Annotated in this window: 22 protein-coding genes; 11 read left to right on the top strand and 11 right to left on the bottom strand. The window is 61.0% G+C overall.

Annotated elements, in window-relative coordinates; genetic code table 11:
* Nucleotides 1-228 precede the first annotated feature (228 nt).
* Nucleotides 229-1,245 (bottom strand): hypothetical protein, encoded by a 1,017-nt coding sequence (locus tag JMV54_RS02080; RefSeq protein ID WP_201517198.1) that lies wholly within the window; start codon nt 1,243-1,245, stop codon nt 229-231.
* A 314-nt stretch (nt 1,246-1,559) separates the two neighbouring features.
* Here JMV54_RS02080 and JMV54_RS02075 point away from each other — a divergent pair, with 314 nt between their 5' ends.
* A complete protein-coding gene (locus JMV54_RS02075) occupies nt 1,560-1,751 on the top strand; it encodes a CsbD family protein (protein WP_201517197.1) in 192 nt (63 codons plus the stop codon).
* 117 nt (nt 1,752-1,868) lie between these two features.
* Here the strand turns inward: JMV54_RS02075 and JMV54_RS02070 are convergent, their stop codons facing one another.
* Nucleotides 1,869-2,342 (bottom strand): DUF4234 domain-containing protein, encoded by a 474-nt coding sequence (locus JMV54_RS02070; protein WP_201517196.1) that lies wholly within the window; start codon nt 2,340-2,342, stop codon nt 1,869-1,871.
* A gap of 225 nt (nt 2,343-2,567) precedes the next feature.
* On the opposite strand from JMV54_RS02070, the gene JMV54_RS02065 reads away from it, so the two are divergent.
* Together JMV54_RS02065 and JMV54_RS02060 are read left to right on the top strand one after the other, a co-directional pair.
* Nucleotides 2,568-3,008, top strand: coding sequence for a hypothetical protein (locus tag JMV54_RS02065; RefSeq protein ID WP_201517195.1), 441 nt, complete (start codon nt 2,568-2,570; stop codon nt 3,006-3,008).
* 83 nt (nt 3,009-3,091) lie between these two features.
* Nucleotides 3,092-3,700: an MBL fold metallo-hydrolase gene (locus tag JMV54_RS02060; protein ID WP_201517194.1), complete on the top strand. Its 609-nt coding sequence runs from the start codon at nt 3,092-3,094 to the stop codon at nt 3,698-3,700.
* 74 nt (nt 3,701-3,774) lie between these two features.
* Here JMV54_RS02060 and JMV54_RS02055 read toward each other — a convergent pair whose 3' ends face one another.
* The 5 genes from JMV54_RS02055 to JMV54_RS02035 all read right to left on the bottom strand — a co-directional run bounded on the left by JMV54_RS02055 (nt 3,775) and on the right by JMV54_RS02035 (nt 10,543).
* Nucleotides 3,775-5,022, bottom strand: a complete 1,248-nt coding sequence (locus tag JMV54_RS02055) for a toxic anion resistance protein (RefSeq protein ID WP_230972762.1) — start codon at nt 5,020-5,022, stop codon at nt 3,775-3,777.
* A gap of 32 nt (nt 5,023-5,054) precedes the next feature.
* The gene (locus tag JMV54_RS02050) at nt 5,055-5,771 is read right to left on the bottom strand and encodes a hypothetical protein (protein ID WP_201517193.1); all 717 of its coding nucleotides are present in this window, start codon (nt 5,769-5,771) and stop codon (nt 5,055-5,057) included.
* Nucleotides 5,772-5,786: 15 nt separating this feature from the next.
* Nucleotides 5,787-7,400, bottom strand: a complete 1,614-nt coding sequence (locus JMV54_RS02045; RefSeq protein ID WP_201517192.1) for a vWA domain-containing protein — start codon at nt 7,398-7,400, stop codon at nt 5,787-5,789.
* Entirely contained in the window at nt 7,397-8,611 is a 1,215-nt protein-coding gene (locus tag JMV54_RS02040; protein ID WP_201517191.1) for a hypothetical protein, read from the bottom strand. The genes JMV54_RS02045 and JMV54_RS02040 overlap by 4 nt, the downstream gene beginning before the upstream one ends.
* Nucleotides 8,612-8,854: 243 nt before the next feature.
* On the bottom strand, nt 8,855-10,543 hold the full coding sequence (locus JMV54_RS02035) for a thiamine pyrophosphate-dependent enzyme (RefSeq protein ID WP_201517287.1): 1,689 nt from the start codon (nt 10,541-10,543) through the stop codon (nt 8,855-8,857).
* Between the two features lie 491 nt (nt 10,544-11,034).
* On the opposite strand from JMV54_RS02035, the gene JMV54_RS02030 reads away from it, so the two are divergent.
* Nucleotides 11,035-11,304: a metal-sensitive transcriptional regulator gene (locus tag JMV54_RS02030; protein ID WP_201517190.1), complete on the top strand. Its 270-nt coding sequence runs from the start codon at nt 11,035-11,037 to the stop codon at nt 11,302-11,304.
* A 20-nt stretch (nt 11,305-11,324) separates the two neighbouring features.
* On the opposite strand, the gene JMV54_RS02025 is transcribed toward JMV54_RS02030, so the two are convergent.
* Entirely contained in the window at nt 11,325-11,846 is a 522-nt protein-coding gene (locus JMV54_RS02025; RefSeq protein WP_201517189.1) for a MarR family winged helix-turn-helix transcriptional regulator, read from the bottom strand.
* A 40-nt stretch (nt 11,847-11,886) separates the two neighbouring features.
* Nucleotides 11,887-12,390, bottom strand: coding sequence for an Lrp/AsnC family transcriptional regulator (locus tag JMV54_RS02020; RefSeq protein ID WP_201517188.1), 504 nt, complete (start codon nt 12,388-12,390; stop codon nt 11,887-11,889).
* Between the two features lie 167 nt (nt 12,391-12,557).
* On the opposite strand from JMV54_RS02020, the gene JMV54_RS02015 reads away from it, so the two are divergent.
* The 3 genes from JMV54_RS02015 to JMV54_RS02005 all read left to right on the top strand — a co-directional run bounded on the left by JMV54_RS02015 (nt 12,558) and on the right by JMV54_RS02005 (nt 15,401).
* Entirely contained in the window at nt 12,558-13,565 is a 1,008-nt protein-coding gene (locus JMV54_RS02015) for an ABC transporter substrate-binding protein (protein ID WP_201517187.1), read from the top strand.
* A gap of 87 nt (nt 13,566-13,652) precedes the next feature.
* A complete protein-coding gene (locus tag JMV54_RS02010; protein WP_201517186.1) occupies nt 13,653-14,606 on the top strand; it encodes an ABC transporter permease in 954 nt (317 codons plus the stop codon).
* A gap of 3 nt (nt 14,607-14,609) precedes the next feature.
* Nucleotides 14,610-15,401, top strand: coding sequence for an ABC transporter ATP-binding protein (locus JMV54_RS02005; protein ID WP_201517185.1), 792 nt, complete (start codon nt 14,610-14,612; stop codon nt 15,399-15,401).
* A gap of 166 nt (nt 15,402-15,567) precedes the next feature.
* On the opposite strand, the gene JMV54_RS02000 is transcribed toward JMV54_RS02005, so the two are convergent.
* Entirely contained in the window at nt 15,568-15,909 is a 342-nt protein-coding gene (locus JMV54_RS02000; RefSeq protein WP_201517184.1) for a hypothetical protein, read from the bottom strand.
* Nucleotides 15,910-16,044: 135 nt separating this feature from the next.
* On the opposite strand from JMV54_RS02000, the gene JMV54_RS01995 reads away from it, so the two are divergent.
* From JMV54_RS01995 to JMV54_RS01980, 4 genes are all read left to right on the top strand, one after another.
* Entirely contained in the window at nt 16,045-16,863 is an 819-nt protein-coding gene (locus JMV54_RS01995) for a carbon-nitrogen hydrolase family protein (RefSeq protein WP_201517183.1), read from the top strand.
* Between the two features lie 111 nt (nt 16,864-16,974).
* Nucleotides 16,975-18,165, top strand: coding sequence for an ABC transporter ATP-binding protein (locus JMV54_RS01990; RefSeq protein ID WP_230972760.1), 1,191 nt, complete (start codon nt 16,975-16,977; stop codon nt 18,163-18,165).
* Nucleotides 18,165-19,709 carry a hypothetical protein gene (locus JMV54_RS01985; RefSeq protein ID WP_201517182.1) on the top strand — a complete coding sequence of 515 codons (1,545 nt, stop codon included), beginning with the start codon at nt 18,165-18,167 and terminating at the stop codon, nt 19,707-19,709. Before JMV54_RS01990 ends, JMV54_RS01985 begins: the two co-directional genes overlap by 1 nt.
* A gap of 53 nt (nt 19,710-19,762) precedes the next feature.
* On the top strand, nt 19,763-20,038 hold the full coding sequence (locus JMV54_RS01980; RefSeq protein WP_201517181.1) for a DUF3039 domain-containing protein: 276 nt from the start codon (nt 19,763-19,765) through the stop codon (nt 20,036-20,038).
* A 71-nt stretch (nt 20,039-20,109) separates the two neighbouring features.
* On the opposite strand, the gene JMV54_RS01975 is transcribed toward JMV54_RS01980, so the two are convergent.
* Nucleotides 20,110-21,393 (bottom strand): nicotinate phosphoribosyltransferase, encoded by a 1,284-nt coding sequence (locus JMV54_RS01975; RefSeq protein WP_420842074.1) that lies wholly within the window; start codon nt 21,391-21,393, stop codon nt 20,110-20,112.
* Nucleotides 21,394-21,409: the final 16 nt, after the last annotated feature.

Here is a 21,409-nt window from a genome sequence, read left to right as displayed (position 1 = left end):
CAGAATGAACCCGGTAGTAGTGGATGTTGTCTGGACCGCCGCTCTTGTTGCGATGCCGCTTCTCGTTGTTGGGCTTGTCGTCTGGCTTATTCGCCGCAATCGTCGTACTGGCGCCGACAAATGACGTGTTTTTTAGCGGGATTGACAGGACAGCTATCCCTAGTCGTATGATCGCCCAGTTCCAGGTGCCGGATGCGGTCGAGCAGCTGCTGCAGGTAGCGGACCGCGCTACTCGTCGTCAGCTGGCGGAACTGGGGCTTGAGTCTTCCGCTCCGATCGACGGCGCAGTGAGAGCGAAATTTTCCGCCCGTCGGATTCGACGCGTTTTTTGTCACGACGCGCTCGTTTTTCAGCCAGCCGCCGAGCCGCAACAGCACGCCGCTCGGCGCGCCGAGTGGCCCGTTCGAGCAGGCGCTCGTCGCGCTCGGCCTGCACTGCCCGCAACACCTCGTCGTTCACCGGCCCCACAAATTTTGCCGGGGGAGCGCCGAACGCAGTTTTAGCGTTGCTGATCACCTCGTTGGCGAGCGCACGATTCCCGAGCGCGCCAACGGTTGCCCCCACGCCGAAGGGCAGCACCTTGCCAACAATCCCGCCAATTTGACGCTGACCAAGGCGCTTGAAAAATGCTTCCCGAAGCCTGCGGCCGATTTCATTCACTGCTGTATCGGGCAGCGTCCGCGTGACAAGTTCGCCCCAAACGGCACTCTTAAATAGCCCCCGCGCATCCTGCCCAGCCGCAACCTCGCGAATGATGCGCTTGCCCTTGTCGCCGAGCAATAGCGCCATTACCATCGTGCGGGCTCGGCGCGGGTCATCGGTGGCATCACCGTGCATCTCGGCCACGGTCATGGCAAATAGCGCCGTCAGTTCGACAAAGCTCAACACTTCGGCTGCGGCGATCGCGATGCCGGTAGCCGTACCCACACCGGGCACAATCGCAACGGCACCAACGCCGCCGCCCGTGCCCATTGCTGAGCGACGAAACCAGCGTTCCGCAACCGGCAGCAGATCGGCCGGAGTTGCCTCCGGATATTTGCGGCGCCAACGGCGCACGAATGCAATCGCTAGGGGCCGCTGCACCGCCAGCGCGCGGTCAATTTGGCGAGCAAATCCGCTGAGCTGCTCAGCGTCGTCGTTGTCGGCAGCCGTGGCAGTGGTATCGAGATAATTTTCGACAACGGGCAGCAGTACGGTACCGCCAGCTGGGGGTTGCGAAACGGGTTCGGATGCAAGGGGAGTCATCGAGTCCTTTCAATGGGGCACAGCATCGGCGGGGCCGGGCGATGCCTGAACGCTCAACGCTAATACGCACCGCAGGGATGTCGCTACTAGCACAACCACTGGCATCGATTGCACTCGGCACGTACCACCTCGTCAGCCGTCGGCGTTGAGCAGATGGTCAGCAAGTGCCGTCTGCCGCGCGCTTAAGCCGATCGTAGCTCTATCAACATCACATTTGGGCTGGATGAGGGTGGAGTCTGAGTGCCACACCCAGGGTGGTTTGTTTGGGTGGAACCACTGCAACCGCAGCACAAACTCTATTGAGGAGGCGCACTATGGGTTTCATTGATGATGCAAAGAACAAGGCCGAAGAGCTCGTTGGCAAGGGCAAGGAGAAGGCTGGCGAGGCGACCGACAACCAGGACCTCAAGCACGAAGGCCAGGCCGACCAGCTCTCGTCGAAGGTGAAGCAGGGGGTTGAAAACGTCAAGGACGGCGTTAACAACCTGCTCAATGGCGACAAGTAATTTTTAGTGAACTGTTCACCGGCGCATCTTCGCCGTTGAACCGAAAATATATAACGGCACCCCAAATAGCGGGGTGCCGTTATTGTATTTGATACGCGTTATCCGTGAACTTTTCGGTTAGCCACGCTCATTAAAGTCGGCGCACAGACCGTTCATGGCGTGGAGCCACTTGTACATGAATACGAACGGGCCAACAATGATGAGTGAGCCGAGCACACACCACAGCCAAAAATCAGCACTGCTAATTGTGCGCGCTTGGCCTCGGCGAGCCTGCTCATTGCCGATTCTGTTCGATGTGCCGTGCCGCCAAACGAACTGCATGATGCCGAGCGTAAGCCAGCCGAGCAGCAGCGCCACGAGCCAGTAGTTCATGGTGCGTTTGTTGTCATAGCGGCTGGCGATCGTGTTCAGGTCTTCACCCGCACGGGCAATAACATAAATCTGGTAAATGCCCAGCGTGATGATGCCAAGCAGGATGAACTTGGTGAGCGAACGGTTCGTGGGGAAGTTTGCCCGGTGAACCGGTGCGGCTTGCACGTACTGAAGCTGCGGCTCTTGCGGGGACTGTTGAAGAGGGCTGATGCTGCTCATGAGAATCTCCTAATTCACTAGCTGATGAGCCGGCCGTTGCAGAACGTTCTGCGTCGGCCTTTTTATAAGCGGCGGCTAATAAAGTAGGCGATTAATCGAATTCTGCTGGTCGCCTATTTATATAGTGCCATTTAATTTGGTATTTTTATTTCCAGTGAAACTGAGAATCAGAAACAAAAAGGCCGAGTGCTGCATCCCCAGGTAGGCTTCGCTATGCTCTGGCTCATGGAGAAGCGGGAAGAACGTAGCCAGCTTCGTGCTGGTGGCACCACCTGGGGTGTTTTTGCTAGCTCACTATTCGTCATGTTCATGGCGTTTGTCGTTGAGTCCCGCGGCGAACTTGGCTGGTTGATTGTCATTGGCTGGATGATGTTGGGGGTTGCCGCCGTCACCGCCGTCGTGTTCTATGGGACATTCAGATTCGCGCTCGGCGTCTTACCGCGAATCAGTGCCCTTTGGCGATCCTCACTGGTTGTGGGCATCATAGTGCCAGCGGTGTTTAACCTCTTGAGCCTGCCCGACTACCTTGATGGCCAAGTGCTGACGCTGGGCCTACTCGCTTCGATATTCGGAGTCTGGATACCACTCGTGGTTGTGGCCGCCATAGTAACCGTTGAGGAGCGCAGCCAGCAGCAGCCCGGCGAGCCTGAACAGCAACCGACATAGCTACACCCGTCAGGCAAGTTGCCCATCACTCGCCTTGTTTTGGTAACGTGCCGGTGCTCAGTTTTGTCTACACCGGAGGCCATATGACCGTCCGCATCGACCGCATCCAAACCACCGGCGCATCCCATCACCACGAATCAGCCCCGGCGCTGCCATGCAATAGCTGGATTATCGGTGATGACGAAGAGTGCATCATCATTGACGCTGGTGCGGATCCGGACACGGTGCTTGACCTGGTTGGTCGACGTGAAACCCTGGCCATTATTTGCACCCACGCGCATCACGACCACACATCGGCGGTACCGGAGCTGTCGCTACGCACCAACGCAACCGTTTATTTGCATCCCGACGCGCTCGACCAGTGGCGCGAAGTGCATCCCCGTATCGATCCCGAAGGCGAGCTCGCTGACGGCCAGCAATTCCAGGTGGGGGATGCGACGCTCGAGGTGCTCGAAACACCCGGTCATGCGCCCGGCACCGTTTGCCTCTGGGCGCCGGAACTGCGTGCCGCGTTCACCGGTGACACCCTGCTCGCCAGCGGGCCCTACGCCTCACCCGAAGGCGGCAGCGACTACTCGACCATGGAATATTCGGTGCGCAAGCGGCTATTCCCACTCGGGGACGACGCAGTCATCAAACCCGGGCGCGGCGAAGACTGTACGATCGCCAACCAGCGTGCCGAACAGTCATAACGATTGACAAAAAAGCGGCGGGCCCGCATTCCAATTGCTAGGGATGCGGGCCCGCTTGCGTTTTGCTCAGCTGGTTAGATCGTCAGCTCGGGTGGCAGATTACCGGCGTTCAGCTGTCGCTGTGCCGAACCGTCGCCCTCTCGAGCGAGCTGGTTTTCACGCGAGCGCTCGAGGTATGGATTCGCCCGCTCGACCTGCTGCTCGAGGTTGGCGATGGTCTGCGCGAAGTGGTTGTTCGCGGCAGCACGGAAAGCTTCGACCTGGTCGATTGTGGCGAACACATTGTCGTAGGCGCGCTGCAGCGTCTCGAGCGAAACACCCGAATTAACGGCCTGCTCCTGGATGCGCGCGGTGTTGTCGCGCAGCATCTGCGAGGTGCGGTCGATCATGTCGTTGGTGGTGTTGTTCACCGCGTCGATCTGGTCGAGCACGATCTTCTGGTTTTCAAGTGCCTGGGCCACCACAACAGCAGTACGCAGGGCAGTCATCGTGGTGGTCTTCGCACGCTCAACACCGTCGATGAGCTTGAGATTGTTGTCTTGGATGAGGTCCATCGACAGGTACGACTGCACGCTCACCGCGAGCTGGGTTTGCACATCCGTGTGGCGCTGACGGATCGCAAAGAGCACGTCATTCTGCAGCGCGGTCGCGGCCTCGGCCTCACCGGAAGCTTGCAGGGTAGCGATTTTCTCAACCACCGAGTTATCGAGCTCGGTGAGCAAGCCCGAAAGCTTTTTCAGCTGCAGCATCGACTCCCACAGCGCTTTACGTTCGACACCGAGCGCGGCATTGTCTTTGCGCAGGGTGTCTTGGCCGCGGTCGAGGGCGAGCAGAATCGTGTTGAGCTGCTCCTGGTTGCTTTCGTACTGGCGGAAGTACCGCTGCACCTGTTTACCGCCCGGCAGCATCCGCAAAAAGCGCGAACCGAACTTGCGGTCGTCGGGCGCGAGCTCTTCAACGGTGTTGCGCAGGTCTACCAGCGAGCGCGACACCTCAACGGCGTGGCCGTCGCCACCGGCAGATTTCGACTGCGCTAGCGACTTGTCGAGGAAGCGCTGCGAAGCATCCGCAGAGGTGCGAATTTCAGTGCGGGCAACCTCCTGAATGGCGCGCACCTGCTCGGTGTACTCGGGGGTTTTGGGCTTGAGTGACGAAATATTGTTCACCCAGGTGTTCGCCCGGTTGCGCAGGTCGAGCGCGGTTTCGGGATCAATATCGGGCAGCATCCCGCCGGCGGCGTCAGCAGCAACCGGTTCGACTGCGGGCGCAGCCTCGATGGGGGCGAGTTCTTCGGGGCTCGGGGGAGTGAGTTTGTCGTTCACCTGGTCTCCTCAACTGGTGGGATAGCGGACAGCTATTCTGTGCCCGGCGTCATGGGGTTGTTCAAATTGAGCACCGATTCGGTACCGACCTCCTGGAACCGTGCTTTCAGGAACTCGGCGTGCTCGTGGACCGAGTGGGTGGTACCGCGCACAATATCGGTTTCAATACGGTCGAGCACCTCGCCGAGCACATCAGCCTGCGGTTCGAGCTCAGCAATATTTTGCTCGACCTGCTGGCGTGATTTTTGACCCGAAAAAGTGCTGTGCATCCGATCGTTTTCAATCGCGAGGTTCACGATGGTGGGCAAATAGTCGGTGGCGAGCGTATAGAGCATCTGGATGGCGCCATCCATGACGGCACGATCGCGCAGCTCCGGCATCCGTGCCAGTGAACGCGTGCCGTCGACGAGGCGGTGCAGTTTTTCATCGAGCACCGAGTTATGCCACAGGGGTCGGCTCTCAAGCCGCGATAGCGCCAGATCGAGCTGGTCGGTTGAGCGCGCAACCTCACTGAGCGACTCTTCAACGGTTGTTGGTGCGACGCGGCCCGCGATCTCGATCGGTTTTGGCGCCAGTGGCGTAAACATCAGCGCCGAACCGGCACCGAGGGCGAGCCCAATGGCAACGCTCACCGGGGCCGCGAACGAGAGCAACAGCATCGTTGCCAGCGCCGAACCAACGCCGACCACACCGCCCACTGCGGCCGGTGCAACCCACTGCTGAGATTTTGCCTGCTTGGATTTCTTCATCGTGACGGTTTCAGATTAGAGGTATCCGCGAATCTCGCGGAACGCCGTGGCCAGCGAGTCGCCGGTGCCGTCGAAGGTTTTACCGCCGGTGAGCTGTGACAGCGATTCGAGTTCTTCACGGTTCGAGTCGCCGAAGTGCACGGTGAACACCGGCACGTTTTTCGCCTCGGGATGCATTGCGATGAAGGATTCGTACCACATTTTGAAGTCGCGAGCCCGCAAGCCGTCGACATTCTCGCCATCCGTGAACAGCACAATCGAGTTGAGCTGGTCGCTATTGCTGTAGTCCATATCCTCATAGGCCCGCAGCACCGCGTTATACATGGCGGTGCCACCGTAGGCTTGGAAATGACTGGTGTGCGAGCGAATCTCGTCGAGTTTCGCTTGGCGACCGGCATCGTCCTCGGGGATCGTCACGGTCAGCTCACTCTTGATTTCGTGCGAAAACTCGAGATAGGTGATGGTCTCGCGTGACTGCAGCCGCAAAAAACTTGCCGACGAACCGGCTTCGCTGTCGGGGCCCGACAGCACATCGAGCGCTTGCCGCAGCTCGGCCATCCGGTCGCCGCCGTTCATCGAACCCGAAGTGTCGATAGCAAACACCATGTTCGAGGGTTTTTTCGCCTCGCTCAGCCAACCGGCAAGCAGATCCTGCACGGTGCCGAGCTGGTTGGGGAACGGCAGCTCATACACGGCGGCTGGTGACTGACCCTCGGGCGTGTACGAGGTGTAGCGGTTGGTCTGCTCGGCGATGCGCTGCTGCACGTCATCGCTGAGCAGGTACGCAACGACCTTGTTGTACTTTTCACGGGTGGCCTCATCGGCACCCTTGAGGAGGGCCAGCGGATAGTCGCTGGTGATCACGCCATCAGAGGGATGCACGATGTGCAGCGGCTTGTTGTCTACCTTGACTCCGCGCAGCACCGATTCATAGTTAAAGATGCCGTCTACTGCCTGCGGGTCTTCGAGGTACTTTTCGACCAGCCAACCCGACGAGCCCGAAGCCAGTTGCTGGCCGGCGGCGAACTTCTTGAGGTCGGGGATGACTCGGTCGACGTCACCCGGCTCGAGCACTGTGCCGGTGCCGGAGATCGCGGTGGCCAGCTGTACCAGGGTGGTGAATCCCGAGTTGGATGAGATGGGGCTGGTCATACCGTAGGTGAGATCGCCGCGGTCGACGGCATCGACAACGTCGCCCCAGCTGGGCTGGGATTCGTCACTCCAGCCGAGCCGCTTGGCAACATCCTGGCGCACCCCGAGTACCACCGGCGACCGCATAATCGACTCGCTCGAGGCGATCACGTCACCCCCCTTGGGGAAGAGCGACAGGTAGCGGTTTGAGGGAAACCAGATCGCATCCCATTCGTTGTCGGGCGTATTGAGCAGCATCTCGGTGCCGTCGAGCGTGCCGACGTATTCGAACTCGATTGTGACACCGGTTTCGCGGGCCATATCGTCGAGGATCGGTTCGAGGTCTTTCACCTCGCTACCGGCGAGGACGTGGAGCGTGTCACCGCCACCGAGGAGAGCACATGAGGTGAGCGCTCCGGGCAACACCAGCAGGCAGGCGAGGACGGCCAGCAGCCGCTGCCAAGATGCCTTGAGCTGCTGAGCGAGTTGCGCGATCATGGGGTCTCTCCAGGGTGGTTTGGCGCGGGCACGGATGTGAGTTCGGTTTCTTCGGGCTCCACCGGCGGGGCTCCCGAAACGCTGTACGACTCGCCGATTTTGCCGAGCAGGTAGTCGAGTATTTCGTAGCTCGGTTCGACGGCGAGGTTTACGAAGGATGAGCTGCTGGGGTAGGTGTCGGCGAGATTGTTGTCGTTCAAGAAACTGTCGAAAGTGCCGGCGTTGGCACCCTGGGGACGGAACCCGTGGGCGGCGAGTAGCTTCGCCAGCTCGGGGTCGGTTTCGAGCAGCTGCATAACGGCCTGGCCGTCTTCGCTGAACGCAACTCCGGTGTGCACCGAGAAGATGGTGGGTGAGGGATAGGCGAGCACCATCTGGTCGTTGATGCGCGAGTTGTCTCGCAGCTGCTCCTCAAGGAATTGCCCCTCGTACACCATCACCATCGGCACGGCGCCCATGCCCTGCGAAAGATAGTCATCGAACGGGGCGGTCGACGATGAACCCGAGTATCCCTGGCCAACAAACAGCTTGGTCAATAGCGCCAGGTGGGCATCGGCCTGGGTGCGGTTGGTAACCACGTTCTGATCGTTGAGCACGTATGAGGCGAGTGCCAGGTACATGCCGGCCGAGTTTGAGGTGCGGATATCGGTGGAGGTGATCATCACCGTGCGCGGCGAGTTGTAGAGCTTATTGGCGCCGGGCAGATCGCGCCAGCGGGTGTCGGATTCGACGAGCTTGAGGTAGGCCTCGATATCGATTTGCCAGCGACCGTTCGCGTCCTGGGATGCGACATCGGCGGCACTGAGCAGCTCAACGATCGGCTTGAAGGTGGCGATCGCCATCGGTGAGAAGAATGGTTTGTGGGTGCTGAGCACCGCATCCTTATGAATGGTGGAAATGTGCGTGGCCGCGATTTCGGAAGCCGGGAACGCGAAATCGTAGTTGGTGAGCCCGTCAAGCTCGGCCATGCGCCAGGAACCCGATTTTGATACGCGCACCTCGTAGCCATGTTCGGCAAATACCCGCTGCACTTCGGGGTCTTGGAAAAATGCGACCTTCTCAGATCCGACCACGCCCTCAACCACGGTGTGTTTGCCGCCAATCGAGCCGGTACCGTCGCGGCCGATGCCGGTGAGTTGGATGACCAGCACGGTGACGATGCCAACAACCAGCAGCACGATACCGATGATGTGCGGGGTGCGCAGTTTCATAGCTGTCCTTCCTTTCCAGTCTCGCGGTTGTCGACGGCTGTCGCTCGGGTAAACCGTTGTCTGGCTCGCAAAACCGGTGGTTGGCTAGAGTTTTGCAGAGCTAGGTAGCCGGTAGATGAAATGGCTGAAATCTGCCGCCACCTGACTGATTGGGATGCGTCGCAAAAGCCGGTGGGTAGTGGTATCACCAGTCACCACCCACCGGCAGCGACCCACCGGCAGCGACCCACCGGCAGCGCTGAACTAGAACGCTTTTTTGCGCTGTTCGGTGATCAAGTGGATGAGCGCGAACTGTTTACCGTGCTCGACCACCCTGAGTGCTTCGGCCACGGCCCCGGGCACTTCGGCGTCGGTTTCGACACGTATGCCGATGCCGCCGTAGGCTTCGGCGAGTTTGGCGAAGTCGGGGTTGCGCAATTGGGTGCCAGAAACCCGATCCGGATAACTGTGCTCTTGGTGGGTGCGGATGGTGCCGTACTCCTGGTTGTCCATCACGATCACCAGCGGTGTGACGCCGTACTGGGTCGCGGTGGCGAGCTCTTGTCCGTTCATCAAAAACTCACCGTCACCGGCAATTGAAACCACCATGCGGCCGGGGTACTGCAGTGAGGCCGCTACCGCCGCGGGGATGGAATATCCCATCGAGCCGTTGCGCGCTGAAATCATGGCGGCGTAGCCGCGGGTGGGGAAGTAGCGGTGGGCCCAGTTGGTGTGCTCGCCGGCGCCGAAGGTGACCATAGCGTCATAGGGCAGCTGCGGGACGAGGTTCGCCATGAGCGTGTCCATCTGGGCCGGGCCGGTGCTTGGTTCCGGGTTCGGCAGGCGGCTGAAGTTCTCTTGGTAGGTGCGCAGTTCGCGGGTCCACGCGCGCCACGAGTCTTTAATTTCGAGGTCCATGCGCACGAGGTCGCGCACAAACACATCCGGTTTGGCGACGATCTGGTGTGAGAGCGGGCCCGAACGGCCGCGCAAGTCGGGGTCGATGGTGACGATGAAGTTGCGCTGGTCCCAGTTTTGTCGGCTGGTGAACCCCGAGGTGATGACATCGCCCGGCACGGTGCCCACGAAGACGATGAGGTCGGTGTCAGAGAGCAATCGGTTCGAAAAATTTGGACGTCCGTATCCGAGCGGGCCGACGTAGCTTGGCGAGTCGAATGGCACAGTGCCCTCGCAGCGCCATTCCGCCGCGGCTGGCAGTTCATGTTCTTCGAGCCAGCGGGTGAATTCGCGGGCGCCAGCGTGGGTCCAGTCATTGCCGCCAAACACGAATAGCGGGCGCTCGGATTCGAGCAGCGCGCGGCGCAGCGATTTCCAGTCTTCGACGGTCATGCCGCCTGACGCCACCGGAATATAGGGGTGGATGGTGCCCTCGATTTGTTCACGGATGATGTCTTCGGGTAGGCCCACCACTACCGGGCCGGGGCGGCCGGCTGCGGCGGCGAACATGGCTTCGGCGACGACTTCGCTGGCGCGGGCGGGGCGGTCGAGCACCATCACGCGCTTTGCCCCCGACGAAAACCACTGCTTCGGGTCGAACTCTTGGAAGGCTTCTTTTTCGCGGTGTTCAAACGGGATGAGACCCACAAAAAGCACCACTGCGGTGGAGTCTTGCCAGGCAGTGTGGAGCCCAACATGCGCATTGGCAGCTCCCGGGCCGCGAGTGACCATGGCAACGCCGGGTAGTGGCTGCAGCTTGCCGTCGGCTTCGGCCATATAGGCGGCGCCGCCCTCGTGGCGGCAAACAATAGTTTCGATCGACGAGTCATGCAGGCCGTCGAGTACGTCGAGGAAGCTCTCACCCGGAACAATATGTACGCGCCGCACGCCGTGTGCTTCGAGCGACTTCACAATGACGTGTCCGGCAGACATTCGGGTGGTTGTTTGGTGCTTGGCCGCGGTGACCGCCTCAACTGTGGGAATTGCTCCCGTCATTGGCTGCATGGTCTCGTAGCTGCTCATCGGGACAGTACCTCGCTGTACGTGGAAGGTGGAATCAGAATCCTTTTATTTTTGCACGTTTCTGCAGTGCTATTTACACGGAGTGAAATTGATCAGCATTCATTTATTGGATCCGATCGTGCGGATGTGTCATTCGCAGCTGGGTCGACTACTGGGTGCGCGACGCGAACTGGCTGAATTGCATCCAGATACCCCGTGGGGTATTATTGCGAGACGTTTTGGATGCGATGAAAAGGAAATGTGATGTGTCGACCGGTGACCTGTAGGGTGTGCGGCAAAACCACCTGGGCTGGCTGTGGTCAGCACGTTGAAATGGTGCGAGCTGCAGTTCCCGCCGGCAACTGGTGCTCGGGCGAGCACAGCGATGCTGAACGCGCTGCCGCCCGCCAAGAGCGCCCGGGGTTTTTTGCGCGACTTTTCGGACGCTAGTGTTTGCATCCTCTGGTATTCGATAGGGGGACGAGATGACTGATGTGCAGGCGCAGGAAGCGGCGCGGCGCAAAGTGGTGAACCGGTTGCGTCGCGCGCAGGGGCAGCTCGCCGCTGTCACTGCTGCGGTTGAGCGCGGCGAGAGCTGTCGGGACGTTGTGACTCAGCTGGCCGCAGTGTCAAAAGCCATCGACCGGGCCGGATACGTGATTATTGCCAATTCGATGCGCGAATGCGTGGCAGGTGAAGGCGAGACCGAGCTCACCGCCGAAGAGCTCGAAAAACTTTTTTTGTCGCTCGCATAACCGCCGGCCGAGCTGGGCGGCTAATCGTGGTCGCGGGGATGCCCCGGCAAGTGGTCGGGGTCGCGGCTCATGGTTTGGTTGGGGTCAAGCACGTCCAGCCAGGCATCGCAGATGCGCACCAGCGAGGCCACATCGCCGGCCGAAATCGGATCAAAAACAGTTTCGCGCACCTTGTTGACGTGGCCGGGTGCGGCCAGCGTGAGCGCCTCCCGACCTTTCGGCGTGAGTTGCACATCGGTTGCTCGAGCATCCCGGCTATTGGGGATGCGTTCGACGTAGCCTTCGCTTTCGAGGCCGCTAATCACTCGCGAAAGTCGGGGGAGTGACGAGTTGGTGTGCCCGGCCAGCTCTTTCATCTGCAATTGCTGATCGGGTGCATCCGAAAGCATGGCGAGTGCGTAGTACTCGACATGGGTGAACTGGGCATCGTGGCGCAGCTGCGAGTCAAGTGCTGCGGGCAGCAGCTGCAAGACTGCCTGCAGGCGCATCCAGGCTCCGCGTTCTTCACGGGAGAGCCAGCGCGGTTCGGGAACAGCAACCATGCTCCCAACTTTGCCACAGCTCGGCGCCGGTCACGGGCGTTTAGCAGTCAACCGCCTTCAAACGGGGTGCGGTATCAGATGTCTCGGCGGTGGCCGCCTCAAAAAGCGGCAGGATGCGATCGTGGGCAATGCGCTGCATCTGCACTGAGGTCGAGGTGCGCGTCACCGCCTCGATACTCGCGATGCGGTCGATCACTCGCTGCAGGTCGGCGTTTGAGCGCGCAACCACACGCACCAACACATCCCAATCACCGGCCACCGTAACGGCATCAATGACCTCGGGAACCTGCAGCAACTCGCGATCCAAATGCTCGATGCCAACGCGCTGATCAATTTGCAGTGTGGTGAGCGCCGTCACCGGAAAACCGAGCGCGGTGGTGTCAAGTCGTGGCAAAATATCAATCAGTACGCCGTCTTTGCGCATGCGCGTGAGCCGCGACTGCACGGTGGGCCGGGCCACACCGAGCTCGCGGGCAATCTGCACCACGCTCGTTCCCGGCTTGCGGTCGAGCAGCTCAACAATCTGATAATCGAGTCGGTCCATGCGTCCTTGCACCTGCCTGTCGAAATTAGTGAACAAATTTACTCGCAAACTTCGACTTTCCTCAACAGAGTGATAAGTTTTTGGCACGAACATCATTCACATGTTGAGTGAGCAGTAGTGAAAACGGGTAGTTCGCAATTTCAGTCGAGTAGACGAAGGAGTCACTCATGCGTATTCGTAAGTTCATGGCACCCATTGCCGCGGTGGGTGCGGCGGTGCTCGCGCTCAGCGGCTGTGCGGGTGGAGCTGGCAGCGACGGTGGAACCGACGCCGCGGGAGGCGAAGGCGAGAGCTATCGCATCGGTATCTCGCAGCTCGTGCAGCACCCGGCCCTCGACGCAGCCGCCACCGGTTTCAAAAAAGCCTTTGAAGACGAGGGCATCAACGTTGAATGGGTTGAGCAGAACGCAAACGGTGAGCAGCCCACTGCGGTGACCATTGCGCAGGGCTTTGCCAGCGACTCGAGCATCGATCTCGTGCTCGCGATCGCCACCCCGGCCGCGCAGGCTGCCGCCACCGCGATCCCCGATCGCCCGGTGCTGTTCACCGCGGTGACCGACCCGGTGGCTGCCGACCTCGTTGACAGCGCTGAAGCGCCCGGTGGCAACGTCACCGGCACTAACGACCTCAACCCGGTTGCCGACCAGATCGCGCTGATCAAGGAGATTGTGCCCGAAGCCAAGACCGTCGGCATCGTCTACTCGTCGGGTGAGGTGAACTCCGAAGTGCAGGTAAAACTCGCCAAGGAAGCCGCCGACAAGAACGGCCTCACCATCAAGGAACAGAGCGTCACCCAGGTGGGCGAGGTGCCCACCGCACTCGAAGCGCTCGGCCAGGTTGACGCCATCTACGTGCCCACCGACAACCTGATTGTGTCGGGTATCGACTCGGTGATGCAGTACTCGACCAGCAAACAGATCCCCGTGTTCTCGGGTGACACCGGTCCGGTGGAAGAAAGCGGCGCGGTAGCAACGCTCGGCCTCGACTATGAGAAGCTTGGTTACCAGACCGGCCAGATGGCCATCCGCATCCTGCGCGACGGCGAAAAGCCCGAGTCGATGCCGGTTGAGCAGCTCACCGAGTTCGAGCTCGTGGTCAACAAGAAGGGCGCCGCCGACGTCGGCCTCGAGCTGCCGCAGGCGGTGCTCGACCGGGCCGCGACGGTCGTCGAATAATCCCCGTCGGGACCGCTTGCGACCCCGCTCAGTACTGGCCGGGCCGGAATTCGGCCCGGCCAGTATGCGAAAGGACTAACGAGCAACATGATTGGTGCGCTAGAACTCGGCATCATCTACGCCATCGTTGCACTCGGGGTGTACCTCACCTTCCGAGTGCTGAACTTCCCCGACCTCACGGTAGACGGCAGCTTCACAACCGGTGCCGCTGTTGCCGGGATGCTCGTCACTCTCGAAGTCAACCCGATTCTCGCCACCGCAGCGGCCTTCATTGCCGGGATGCTCGCCGGGACTATCACCGGGCTACTTCACACCTACGGCGGTATCGACGGCCTGCTTGCCGGTATTCTCACCATGATCGCGCTGTGGTCGGTCAACCTGCGGATCATGGGCTTGGCAACCGGTTCGCCCGGTACCGCCAACCTCGGTCTGTTGCGCAGCGAAAGTATGTTCACCCCGCTGCGGGAAGCAGGCATCCTCGGCACCTGGATGAGCATCCCCATTTTGCTTGCCGGCGTGATCGTGGTGAAGCTGTTGATCGACTGGTTCTTGGCAACCGATCTCGGTCTGTCGCTGCGCGCAACCGGTAATAACGAACAGATGATTCGCGCATTTGGCGTTAACACCTACCACACCAAAATTCTTGGTCTGGCGCTTTCAAACGGCATCGTCGCCGTCGGTGGCGCGCTCGTGGCGCAGTACAACGGCTTCGCCGATATCCAGGCCGGTGTCGGTCTGATTCTCATCGGTCTTGCCTCGGTCATCCTTGGCCAGGTGGTCGTCGGCAGCCGCTGGGTGTGGCAGGCCACGCTCGGTGTGATCGTCGGTGCGATCCTGTATCGCTTCATCATCTTCCTGGCCCTGCAGTCGGGACTGAACCCCAACGACACCAAGATCGTGAGCGCAATCATTGTGGTTCTCGCCCTATTGATGCCGAGGTTTGGTATCGGCAAACAGCTGCGATCGGTGTTCTCATCCGGGGGTAAAACCACCAAACCCGACGCTGTCGCAGCCGCCGAACCCGTCACAAAGGAGGCCTAGGACATGCTGAACGTGCAATCCATTTCAAAAACCTTCTTCCCCGGCACGGTCAACGAAAAACGAGCCCTGCGAAACCTCAGCCTCCATCTCAAAGACGGTGATTTCGTAACGGTGATTGGCTCGAACGGCGCCGGTAAATCGACCCTGCTCAACGCGGTTTCGGGCCGGTTGCCGATGGACAGCGGCGATATTCTCATCGACGGTAAATCGGTGCGTCGGATGCCCGACTACCGCCGCGCAAAATACATCGGTCGGGTGTTCCAAGACCCGATGGCTGGAACCGCCCCTGATCTCACCATTGAGCAGAACCTGTCGCTGGCGCTTTTGCGTGGTAAGTCTCGCGGGCTGGCGCTGGGGGTTAACCACGTGCGTCGGGAGCGGTTCCGCGAAGAGCTCGCGCAGCTTGACCTCGGCCTTGAAGACCGGCTGACCAGCAAAGTCGGGTTGCTGTCGGGCGGTCAGCGGCAGGCCCTGTCGCTGCTCATGGCCGGGTTCACGCAGCCGGCGATCCTGCTACTGGATGAGCACACTGCAGCGCTCGACCCCGCGCGCGCCGAGCATGTGACCAAACTCACCCAGAAAGTCGTCGAGAGTGAGAAGCTCACGACGCTCATGGTCACGCACAATATGTCGCAGGCGCTCGAACTCGGCAACCGGCTGATCATGATGCACGAGGGCCAGATCATCTACGAAGTTGATGAGGAGCAAAAGGCCAAGACCACCGTCGAGGATCTGCTCGAACGCTTTGCCTCGATCAAGGGGGCGGTGGTCGACGACAAGACCATGCTCTCGTAGGCGCACCCTGCTTTTGTAGCGCACTGCCCGCTTAGGTGCACTGCATCGCAGGCTTTTGTAGGGGCACTGCATCGCAGACAAAGCGCCGGTGGCCGCCCACTCAAACGAGTTTGGCGGCCACCGGTAGTTTTGCGCGCGAGTGCATTAGTGGTCCGCGCGCATCCAACTAGTCTTCGTCGTCTTCGTCATCCTCGTCGAAGTCGTCGTAGTCGTCATCATCTTCGTCTTCGTCGTAGTCGTCGTAGTCGTCGTCTTCATCCCAGTCGATAGTGTCGATCCACGAGTCGATGCGCTCTTGGGCGTCGTCTTCGTCGTCGGCGGCTTCGATATCGACATCGCCGTTGCCCCAGATGCGGGCCTCGAGGGTTACCGGGCCGTCATCATTGGCGGCATCGTGAACAGCAGCCTCGAAATCGGTCGCGATCTGCTCGGCTTCGTCTTCAGAGTCGGCGTCAACGATCAGTGCCGATACGACCTCGTATCGCATCATCACCGCGTACTTTGGCATCTCGGTTGCTCCTTGGTTGGTAGTGTGCTCGCTGCTCACTAATTATCTCGAAACTACCCCGTTCACGAGCCCGACGCCACTGAACCGGGCACAACATTCTGGAGTGTCGGAGGAAGCGAGCCGTAGCATGGCGACATGCTTTCTCCAATCGCCGTTGCAGTTGTCCAGTTCAACCCCTCGCTCGACCGCGAGGCGAACCTCGAAACAATGAGTTCGTATGCGGCGCTGGCAGCCCAGCGAGGCGCGCGCGTGGTGGTGTTTCCGGAATATTCACAGGCGTTCACGGCTCAGCTTGGTGCCTGGATGGGGGAGGTTGCTGAACCCGACGACGGCAGTTTTGTGAGTGCGCTCACCGAAATCGCCAACGATCTCGGCATCGTGATTGTGGCCGGGATGCTCGAGCGCACCACCGATGCCGAAAAGCCGTACAACGCGGTGGTCGCGGTGGGTGAGGGGCGGATGCTCGCCAAGAGCCGCAAACTGCACCTGTATGACGCTTTCGGCACCACCGAGAGCGACTGGCTGCAGGCGGGCGACCCACTTGATGCACCGGCCACTTTTGAAATTGATGGGATGCGATTTGGCTTGCAGACCTGCTACGACCTGCGATTCCCGGAGGTGAGCCGGCGGCTTGTGGATGCGGGGGCGCAGGTGCTGGTGATTCCGGCCGAGTGGGTGCGTGGTCCGTTGAAAGAACATCACTGGCAGACGCTGCTGCGGGCGCGCGCCATCGAAAACACGGTGGCAGTGGCGGCTGCCGACCACGCTCCACCGGTCGCCGTTGGTCACTCGTGCATCATCGACGCGAGGGGTGTGGTGACCGCCAAGGTCGGTGTTGAGCAGGGTGTTGCGGTGGGCTGGATCGAGCCCGATGAGATCGACGAGGTGCGTCGAACAAATCCGGCCCTGAGCCTGCGCAAATATGCGGTCACCGCGCTTGATACCGCCAAGTGAAACGGATCCCAAGCCCAGCGCGCTAATTTGCGCCCGAGATAGTCGAGCATACTGATGCACAGTTAGCCGACTGTGCTCATTCAGCCACTGTCTCTTGCTAGCCTGGGTTGGGTGACCACTGAGAACGAAAACGCAGCCGAAGATACATCGCGCGGTGACGCTGAAACAGCTGCCGCGCCGGCTGGTAGTGCCCCGTTCAACCTGGTGGCGGCCATAACTGTGGGCGATGACGCAAACACTTCGCGGCCCGACCCGGCAGTAACGCTTGAAACAGCCGAGTTCGATGCGGTCGGACAAGAGTCTGAGTGGACCGTGGTCAACTGGGTTGAACCCGCCCAAGTAGACACCGTCGAGGCCGAGTCGCCCCGCGAAACTGGTTCGCTCGGTGTGAACCAGGCGGCTGCGGAAAACGAACCGAACAACAGCGCCGGAGCGCCTTCCGCTCAGCCACGCGATCTGCGTTTGGGCAAACAAACCGCCGAGGGGCTCGCCACGATGACCCCGGTGGCGATGCAAACCGCGGCGGCCGAACGTGACTACGGTGACACCATCCTGCAGATTAACGACGTCAGTAAGTCGTTCGGCGCGAAACGAGCACTCAGCGAAGTGAGCTACGGCGTTCGGCAGGGCTCTTTTTCGGGCCTTGTTGGTCCAAACGGCGCCGGTAAAACCACCCTGCTCAACATCATCTCGGGACTGTTGCCGCCGTCGAAGGGTACGGTGACGGTTGCCGGTGTCGACGTGTGGAAATCGCGACGCGAAGCCGCAGGGCGTATCGGTGTGCTGCCCGATCGACTGCGCATGTTTGAACACCTCACCGGTGCCCAATATCTCGCCTATGTTGGTTCGATTCGCGGGCTTAACCGCGCGCAAACACTTGAGCGCACCGACGCGCTCATCGAACAGTTTGAGTTGCGTTCCAGCGCCAACCGGTTGGTGACCGACTATTCGGCGGGGATGCGCAAAAAGCTCGCGCTGGCAGCCACGCTCATTCATTCGCCGCAGCTGCTGGTGCTCGACGAGCCGTTTGAAACCATCGACCCGGTTTCGGCCGGTGTGCTCATCGACGTGCTCATCGACTACGCCGACCGCGGCGGCACCGTGCTGCTGTCGAGCCACTCGATGGACCTCGTGCAGCGCACCTGTGACCACGTCGTGGTCATCGCCGGCGGTGAGGTGCTCGCCGAGGGCACTGTGGATGAGGTGCGTGACGGTATCACGCTCGAGGAACGCTTCCGCAGCCTGGTGCGGGGCCCCGAACAGAGCACCGGGCTCGACTGGCTAGAAATTTCGTTCGGCTAATGGGTGCGGTAGTTCGACTTAGCTGGACATCCCTGCGGCAATCGCTACGACGGGATGCGCCCGCGCGCGGCCGACAGGTGGCAGCACTCGCGCTGGCAATTGTTGCGGTGTGCGTGTTCGTCGGGCTGAGCTGGCAGCTCGATGATCCAAGCGAAACCGATCGTTTTTGGCGTGCGAATCTGAGTCTGCTGACCGGTGCGCTCGCGTTTTTGGTGGGAATGTTTGCCCACGCCGAAGATCCGCTCGATGAGCGGGCACTGGTGCAGGCCGGGCAGCGCCCGGCGACCGCTGCGTTCAGCGCACTAATTGCGGCACTGTGCTCGCCACGGGGTGTGGTGTGGCTACTTGGCGGCCTGCTAACCGCCATGAGTTCGTTGCACGGCGGCACGCTGCTGGCCGGAGGGCTGGTGGGCCTGTGCTTGACGCTCATTGATCGCGCCGGTGTGGTGAGCGCTCGCGGACTGGTGGAGTATGGCGTGGCACGCGAGGCGCGAGCCATCGGGGGATATGTCATTACCGGGGCTGTGGGGGTCGCGGGATACACGCTGCTATTGCTGCCCTGGCAAGCAGCGATCGCGCAATTCGACGCGGCCTATGCCGAAACCGCCCTGTGGCTGCCGCTTTCGGGCGCGATGCTCGCGAATTCGCTCGATGACCCCGCAATCGCATCCCGTACGCTCGCCGTTGCAGCAGCGCCGCTATTGGTGTTGCTGGTGGTGCTGTTTGCATTCGGCGTTCGCACCGGGCGCCGGTTGCTGGTTACGCGCTCTGATGGTGGCGCGAGTCGGTTCGGGCTCATGGGAGCAGCCGCCGGTGGCGCATCGCGGGCAATTGCGTGGCGAATTGGGATGGCCTGGCTGCGCGATCACCGCTACGTCACGGTGATGGTGACCGTGATCATCCTGCCGGTGCTGATCGTGATTCCGCTGTTGATCGGTGGTGCCGATCGCGGCTGGATGGCGTTACTACCGCTGCCGCTAGCAACCTTCCTTTTGGGCTGGGCCATTCACAACGATTTAGCGTTTGATTCTTCGGCATCGTGGCTGCATTTCACTTCGGGGATGCGGGGGAGCGCCGACCGTTTCGGTCGGGCACTGCCGTCGCTCATCATTGGCATCGTGGCGGTGGTCGGTGGCGTGGCATTTTTGGGGCTGTTTGTGAACGGCTGGCCACAGGCGTTTGCCACGGGCGCGGTTGCATTGGCGCTGCTGCTGGTGTCGCTCGGAGGATCTTCGATCATGTCGGTGGTGGTGCCATACGCGGTGGCTCGACCGGATGACCCGCCGCTGAGCCAGCCGATTCGTTCGTGGGGCGCGGCCGTTTTTGCGCATCCGGTTGCCGGCCTCATCGAGGCCGCCCTGTGCCTGCCGGTGATCCTGGCGGCAATTCGCGCGATCAACGAATCATCATGGGCGTATGTGGGCATGGCCAGCGCGCTGGCAGTCGGTATCGGTGCCGTATGTCTGTGGGGTGGAGTCGCCATCGGCGGCAAACTCTACGAACGTCGGGCCGTGCAGCTGCTGCACTTTGCGCAACAAAACTAGCCGCGCATCCGAACCCACCGCCACGCCGAGTGTGTCGCGCCTAGAATGGCACCATGACAAACGCCCCTCTCGAAACTGATGCACCCGCCGGCGGCACAGCCGTGCTCGATCGCGAGCTGGAGGAGCTGCTCGAAGACCAGCAGTATGACGATGGCGATCACGATAAGTTCGCGCACTACGTTCGCAAAGAAAAGATCGTTGAATCAGCGGTTACGGGCAAGGCCGTGCGCGCACTGTGCGGCAAAAAATGGAAGCCAAACGCTAACCCCGACCGCTTCCCAATCTGCCCCGATTGCAAACGCATCTACGAAATGATGCGCGACGAGTAGCTTAATCGGCTTTATAGCGGCGGCGGCGTGGTGAAACTTCCACGCCGCCGCTGCCTATTTGCAGCCCAGCCCTAGGCGCGCTCCATCGTGCCATCGGGATGCACAAAATAGGTGTTAATGGCCGGGTCGCCATTCCCCAAACGCCTGGCCGTGCGGGGAAGCTCACGCAAGACCGCAGCGCAGTGTTCGCGGGCAGCCTGCACACCCTCGGCGCCGGTATATTCGGTGGCAATCTCACCGTCGGTGACCAGGTCAACAAACAGTGGCCGATCGTCCGCATCCCCAACCGGTAGCCCACCGACCGAAATCAGTTCACCGGTGGCAACGCCGCGCTCATCGCGCCGCCGCACCGCATATTTCATTCCGCCAATCGAGCGCTTGCCCGGCGAGGCCTTCGCAACCGGCACCCACTCACCGGCATCATCGCGGCGGGCAACCAGCTTGTACACCATGCCCGAGGCAACCGCGCCCGAGCCGGTGACCACGCTCGTTCCCACGCCATACGAGTCGACGGGCGAGGCCGCCAGCGCTGCGATGGCAAATTCATCCAGGTCGTTGGTCACGGTGATTTTGGTGCCGGTCGCGCCCAGATCATCCAGCTGTTCACGCACCTCGCGCACCAGCACCGGAAGATCACCCGAATCGAGCCGCACGCCGCCAAGTTCGGGGCCGGCCACCTCGATCGCGGTGCGTACCGCGGACGCTACGTCATAGGTGTCAATCAGCAGGGTGGTGTCGGTGCCGAGCGCCGCGATCTGCGCAGCGAACGCATCCCGTTCACTATCGTGCAGCAGCGTCCACGAGTGCGCCGCGGTGCCCATCGTCGGAACACCGTAGCTGCGGCCCGCCTCGAGATTTGAGGTGGCCGCAAAACCCGCAATATAGGCGGCTCGCGCGGCAGCAACCGCTGACCGCTCACCGGTGCGGCGCGACCCCATCTCGGCAAGCGGGCGGCCATCTGCGGCACCCACCATGCGGGCGGCCGCTGACGCCACCGCTGAGTCGTAGTTGTAGATGCTCAGCAGCAGCGTCTCGAGAACCACGCCCTCGGCGAAGCTCGAACGCACCTCCAGCAGCGGCGATTGCGGAAAATACACCTCGCCCTCGCGGTAGCCGCGAATCGAACCCGAAAACCGGTAGTTCGCGAGCCAGTCGAGGGTCGCATCCGAAACCACTCGCTGCGCACGCAAAAATTCGAGCTCGGCATCGTCAAAACGGAAGTGCGCGAGCTGCTCGAGCGCCCGCCCGACGCCAGCGACAACGCCGTATCGGCGATCGTTCGGCAGCTTGCGGGCAAACAGCTCGAACACACACTCGCGATCAGCGGTGCCATCCTGCAGCGCGGCATCGACCATGGTGAGTTCGTAGTGG

Origin of the sequence: Gulosibacter hominis (assembly GCF_904842695.1) — a bacterium.
GTDB classification, from domain to species: Bacteria; Actinomycetota; Actinomycetes; order Actinomycetales; family Microbacteriaceae; genus Gulosibacter; species Gulosibacter hominis.
This window is presented reverse-complemented; position numbering and strand designations above follow the sequence as displayed.

Coding starts and splice junctions, on each gene's coding strand:
- JMV54_RS02080 (WP_201517198.1), bottom strand. CDS start 1,245: ATGACTCCCCTTGCATCCGAACCCGTTTCGCAACCCCCAGCTGGCGGT.
- JMV54_RS02075 (WP_201517197.1), top strand. CDS start 1,560: ATGGGTTTCATTGATGATGCAAAGAACAAGGCCGAAGAGCTCGTTGGC.
- JMV54_RS02070 (WP_201517196.1), bottom strand. CDS start 2,342: ATGAGCAGCATCAGCCCTCTTCAACAGTCCCCGCAAGAGCCGCAGCTT.
- JMV54_RS02065 (WP_201517195.1), top strand. CDS start 2,568: ATGGAGAAGCGGGAAGAACGTAGCCAGCTTCGTGCTGGTGGCACCACC.
- JMV54_RS02060 (WP_201517194.1), top strand. CDS start 3,092: ATGACCGTCCGCATCGACCGCATCCAAACCACCGGCGCATCCCATCAC.
- JMV54_RS02050 (WP_201517193.1), bottom strand. CDS start 5,771: ATGAAGAAATCCAAGCAGGCAAAATCTCAGCAGTGGGTTGCACCGGCC.
- JMV54_RS02045 (WP_201517192.1), bottom strand. CDS start 7,400: ATGATCGCGCAACTCGCTCAGCAGCTCAAGGCATCTTGGCAGCGGCTG.
- JMV54_RS02040 (WP_201517191.1), bottom strand. CDS start 8,611: ATGAAACTGCGCACCCCGCACATCATCGGTATCGTGCTGCTGGTTGTT.
- JMV54_RS02035 (WP_201517287.1), bottom strand. CDS start 10,543: ATGACGGGAGCAATTCCCACAGTTGAGGCGGTCACCGCGGCCAAGCAC.
- JMV54_RS02030 (WP_201517190.1), top strand. CDS start 11,035: ATGACTGATGTGCAGGCGCAGGAAGCGGCGCGGCGCAAAGTGGTGAAC.
- JMV54_RS02025 (WP_201517189.1), bottom strand. CDS start 11,846: ATGGTTGCTGTTCCCGAACCGCGCTGGCTCTCCCGTGAAGAACGCGGA.
- JMV54_RS02020 (WP_201517188.1), bottom strand. CDS start 12,390: ATGGACCGACTCGATTATCAGATTGTTGAGCTGCTCGACCGCAAGCCG.
- JMV54_RS02015 (WP_201517187.1), top strand. CDS start 12,558: ATGCGTATTCGTAAGTTCATGGCACCCATTGCCGCGGTGGGTGCGGCG.
- JMV54_RS02010 (WP_201517186.1), top strand. CDS start 13,653: ATGATTGGTGCGCTAGAACTCGGCATCATCTACGCCATCGTTGCACTC.
- JMV54_RS02005 (WP_201517185.1), top strand. CDS start 14,610: ATGCTGAACGTGCAATCCATTTCAAAAACCTTCTTCCCCGGCACGGTC.
- JMV54_RS02000 (WP_201517184.1), bottom strand. CDS start 15,909: ATGCCAAAGTACGCGGTGATGATGCGATACGAGGTCGTATCGGCACTG.
- JMV54_RS01995 (WP_201517183.1), top strand. CDS start 16,045: ATGCTTTCTCCAATCGCCGTTGCAGTTGTCCAGTTCAACCCCTCGCTC.
- JMV54_RS01985 (WP_201517182.1), top strand. CDS start 18,165: ATGGGTGCGGTAGTTCGACTTAGCTGGACATCCCTGCGGCAATCGCTA.
- JMV54_RS01980 (WP_201517181.1), top strand. CDS start 19,763: ATGACAAACGCCCCTCTCGAAACTGATGCACCCGCCGGCGGCACAGCC.
- JMV54_RS01975 (WP_420842074.1), bottom strand. CDS start 21,393: ATGGTCGATGCCGCGCTGCAGGATGGCACCGCTGATCGCGAGTGTGTG.